This window comes from Synechococcus sp. H55.9 (genome assembly GCF_047462355.1).
Classification (GTDB): domain Bacteria; phylum Cyanobacteriota; class Cyanobacteriia; order Thermostichales; family Thermostichaceae; genus Thermostichus.
Genome location: NZ_JANSJB010000033.1, coordinates 3,079 through 7,766, shown reverse-complemented (window position 1 = coordinate 7,766; position 4,688 = coordinate 3,079). Strand labels below are relative to the sequence as shown.

Sequence of the window (4,688 nt, the reverse complement as noted above, 5' to 3'; positions counted from 1 at the left end):
CAGGTGTGGCCCTGCTTTGTCGATATCCACACCCACCTGGACAAGGGGCACGTGTGGCCGCGCACCCCCAACCCCGACGGCACGTTTGCCGGGGCAATCCGGGCCGAGCAGGAAGACTGGGCCAAAATGGAGCGGGCCTACGCCGGCAGGCACGAAAAACTTTGGCAGGATATCTACCGCCGCTGCGACTTTGGCCTGCGCTGCAGCTATGCCCATGGATCCCAGGCGGTGCGCACCCACCTGGTCTGCAACGGCCCCCACGCCCAGGTGAGTTGGGAGGTGTTTGCCCAGTTGCGGCAAGAGTGGGCGGGCAGACTGGAGCTGCAGGCAGTGACGTTGACCCATTTGGACTTCTTTCTCACGCCGGCAGGGGAGAAGCTGGCGGACAAGGTGGCAGAGCTGGGCGGGATCCTGGGTGGAGTAGCGGCGATGGGGCCGGAGCTGGATGAGCAGTTGGAGCGGGTGTTTGCCCTGGCCCAGGAGCGGGGGCTGGATCTCGACTTCCACACCGACGAGACGGAGGATCCGGGATCCCTCACGTTGAGACACGTGGCAGCAGCAACCTTGCGCCATGAGTTTTCCGGCCAGGTGGTGTGCGGCCATTGCTGCAGTTTGGCGGTGCAGCCACCGCAGGTGGCCCACCAGACCATGGCCCTGGTCAAAGAGGCGGGGATCGCCGTGGTCAGCCTGCCCATGTGTAACCTCTATTTACAAGACCGCCGCCCCGGCCACACGCCCCGCTGGCGGGGGGTAACGCTGCTCCATGAGCTGAAGGCTTTGGGCGTGCCGGTGATGATAGCCAGTGACAACTGCCGGGATCCTTTCCACGGCTTCGGGGATCACGACGGCCTAGAAGTGTTTCGGGAGGCCACCCGCATCCTGCACCTGGACACCCCCTACGGGGATTGGCCGCAGGCCATCACTGCCACCCCGGCCCGTAGGATGGGCTTGGTAGAGGCCGGGCAAATTGGGGTGGGCCTGTCGGCAGACTTGGTGCTGTTCAAGGGCCGGGGGTTTGACGAGCTGCTTTCCCGTCCTCAGCATGACCGAGTAGTGTTGCGCCAAGGTCAGCCCATCGATACCACGCTGCCGGACTACAGCGAACTGGACGATCTCAACGCAGGGGCAGATTGCAGCTCATAGAGTAGGTTGAGCTCCTTACTGCTGCGGATTGTCTAAAGATCGCTCTCAAACTCCTGGGTGCAGAACTTCAAGGCTCGGCAGTTTTCTGCTACGGTGCGCCTTACGGTCTCCGGCATGCCTTCCGGTATTTCCGCTTCGATTTCCAGGGTGATTTTGACGGTAGATCCCGGCAGATTGGTCAGGTGCCGGATCACCTCTTCGGCGAGGGTGGCAATATCTCTGTTGATTCGCAAGGGATCGGCAATTTCTACCCTGCCATAGAAGCGCCGGGGCAGCTCAGGAGAGATTGGGGCAAGGGGTTGATTCTTATCCTGTCTACTATCTTTTATGGCTATTACTTCAGCTTGCCCTGACGGGGCATCGGTATCAGGCCGAGGGGGAGGGAAGCTGTGCTCGTTGAGTTGCCGTAGGGCAATTTCTGGCTTGACCAGCAGCCCATTTTCATTGAGGGCGGCGTTGACACTGGTTGACGCTCTCAAGCCAAGATACTTGCCCCTAGCTTCGTCAAAACTTTCAGCGTAGGCAAAGCTTTCCCGCCAGGTTTCTGAGGCAACGCCATCTTGAACAGCCTGTAACAAGACCAACTGATTTTTCAGGCGAGGCAGATAGGGGTACTGGGTCAAGCACTCCCACAGCCGTTTTAAACTCACATGATCTGCCTCCCGCCAGAGAAACTTGTCCAAAACATCCAAGCGCAGGTTGAGGGCAGAATAACTGACCACTAGATCACCTTCACGAACAGCCTTGCGGCTGGCTTGCAAAATGGGAGAGTCTTGTTCTTGCAAGCGAGTTTCTTTCCACTCAATGCCACCCTGGGGATCGGGCTGAGTTGGGATCAAAAGCCACTGGTAGGTTTCCCGTAGACTGATATCAACTGCCCTGTTCGACTCTTCTAGCTTGGTGTTGGCCTGCTTGGTTTGAAAGGCATCGAGGTTGAGGATGTTTTTCTCTTCCTCGATTCCCTTCCACGCCAAATACTGAGCTGTATGGCGTTCCAAGTTTTCCAATTTGGCTTTGTCGGGAGCCAAAAATAGGAGCATGTTTTTGTGGTAGCGAGGGCCGCTGCCGCGGCGCTGCAGAACTTGCTCTGCCCATGCCCGTCCTTCGCTGTTTTGGTTACCTCGGCTGTGGGGATATTGAGGAGAAAGGACGACCAGCCGCACCCCCAAGCTGTCGTCGGGGATGTCGGCGGTAGATTCGGGAGCGATGTGCAGGGCGCCGAATTCGCCTCGGCTTTTGTCGGCTCTGAGACGGCGGAGGAGCTCTTCCCAGATGGAGTGGCGCTCGTTTTGCAAAAGCTGCTCAGCCCGTTCCTGGGCGGTGCGGTTGACGTTGGGCTGGGTGGAAACCCAGTAGCGATTGCCATCCACATAGAGGTAGGTGGCTTGGTCGGAAAGGCGCCGCAAGGCATCGCTAAAAGTGTTTACATGTTCCCCCGGTTGGACACAGCCCAGCTTGATGCGGCGCTCCTCTAGGCCTCGGTTGGCAGCCCGCAGGGTGGGGGCGGATCCCATGTAGATGGTGCGGGCAACCCGGCGACAGGCGGAGTAGCGGCCCAGGTTGGGATGGGCGCCGTCGAGGCTCAGGGGAAGAGAATTGGGCCCATCCACATCTTTTTCGATGACCGGCAGCCAGTTGTCGTCGAGGTAGCGGGTCAGCTCCGACTGCACCTGCTGGTCGTCCATGGGGATGTGGGCGGGCAGGATCAGCAGGCTGCGGTCATCGCGCTGCCAGAGGATATGGATGACTCTGGCCATCAGGCGCAGGACGCCGCGGGTGCGCTGAAACTTGTCCAGCGTTGACCAGTCAGCATAAAGCCGGTCGAACAGTTCGGGGTGGATGGGGTAGGCGGCCTTGAGGCGACGTTCGTAGTCGCTTTCTTTGCACTCGCTGGGGAACTCCTGGCTTTGGCTGCGGTAGAGATCCATAAAGGCTTTGACCACCGCGTCCCGCTGCACAAACAGGTCAGGGTCAAGAATGGGCTGGAACAGGCGACGGCGGACGATTTCAAAGCCTTCTTCAGCACTGGCCGGTCGCCAGGGGGACTCGACTCGCCCGATGGCGTTCTTGAGCCGAACCAGAGCTTCCTTGCCCCGTTCGCCGCCTATTTCGATGTCGGAAGAGGGGACGCTGACCACCAGCAGGGTATCTTTGGCGTTCTTGGCCGATTCGCTCAGGGTCTGGGCAAAGGTAAACTGGGTGTCGAAGGTGCCGCCAGCCAGGTCAGGAGTGTCGTGCAGTTGGCGGGCGTAGGCCACCCATTCGTCGATGAGAACTAGGCAAGGAGCATAGCGGTTAAACAAAACCTTGAGGCTGTCGCCAGGGTTGGTGGAAGTCTCATCGGCCTGCCGCATCAGTTCATAACCCTCAGGCCCGCCCAATTGCCAGGCCAGCTCTCCCCAAAGGGTGCGGATCAGGGGGCGGTTTTGCTGGCTGTGTTCGGGCCGGTAGGGAGGGATCCCGCTGGCCTGGAGCTTGTTCCCCACCAGGACAGCTATTCTGACGTTTTGCGGTGGTCTCTGTAGGCCAACAGCTTGCAAAAGAGGTTCTGTGTCGGGTAGGAGGCCCTCACTCCCTCTCCCGGAAGGGGGGGAGAAAAGGTGGTAGAGGGCGAGCATGGCGTGGGTCTTGCCGCCGCCAAAGTTGGTCTGCAGTTCGATTACCGGATCTCCCCCTTGGCCGCTGAGGCGCCTCAGGGCGTTGATCAAAAGCTGTTGCAGCCCTTTGGTGAGGTAGGTGCGGCGGTAGAACTCGACGGGATCCCGGTACTCAAAGGACGCCGTCCCGCCGGGGCGAGCGGAGTCCTCGCCAAGGTAAACCTCCCAGAGGTCGGCGGCAAATTCGGCCTGTTGGAAGCGGCCAGAGGCCACATCCGGATGAGGGGTAACGATCTCCCGCCAGGGTTTGAGGCCAGTTTGGGGTTGGCCTTCCAGAGAAGCTACAATGGCGCGGCGACTTTCTCGCTTGGCCTGTTCTTCGTAGCGTAGCCGCAGCAGCTCTTGCTTTTGCTTTTCCACCTCGGCTGCTTGGGGAGCGGCAATGGCGCTCAGCAGGCGGGCCACGCTATCGAGGGCGCGGTAGGCGTCGTCAAAACCAAAGGTGCAGGTGTGGGCCCAGGCGTTGCGAGTGTTGCGCAGCTCGCTGACTAGGGTGCGCTCTGCTTGACCCAAGGTTTGCCTGAAGACGGTGTTCCATTGCTCCCACATTAGGGTCAGCAGGGCCGCAACATCTTGCTCGAGGATCTGCTCTGGGCTTTTGAACTTGGGAGAGCTCTGGGGCAAGGTGTCGGCGGCCACGTTCAGCCAGTTCTCGCCATGAAAGGCTTGCATTTCCCGCACGACAAACGGATAAAGCCCCTGTCGGAGAAGATTGAGGGCGCGTCCAACACGTTCGTGGTTGCTGATAGCCATCGGTCAAGGGCTGCAAGAAGGGGCAGGTGGGAAAAGAGGGCAACTCGGGGCAGGCTATTCCCAAACTAAGCTGAGATCGGCGACAAAGCCAGGGAGGACGGGATCCCCTTCCAAGCAGGTGGGCCGCTCCAGGAT

2 protein-coding genes are annotated in these 4,688 nt (G+C 60.0%); one reads left to right on the top strand and one right to left on the bottom strand.

The genetic code is table 11. The annotated features are described in order from the left end of the window. On the top strand, positions 1–1,143 hold a 1,143-nt coding region (locus tag NW857_RS06070), incomplete at its 5' end, for a cytosine deaminase (RefSeq protein WP_414368322.1). A 32-nt stretch (positions 1,144–1,175) separates the two neighbouring features. Here NW857_RS06070 and NW857_RS06065 read toward each other — a convergent pair. Next, positions 1,176–4,553 carry a Swt1 family HEPN domain-containing protein gene (locus NW857_RS06065; protein ID WP_414368319.1) on the bottom strand — a complete coding sequence of 1,126 codons (3,378 nt, stop codon included), beginning with the start codon at positions 4,551–4,553 and terminating at the stop codon, positions 1,176–1,178. Positions 4,554–4,688 lie beyond the last annotated feature (135 nt).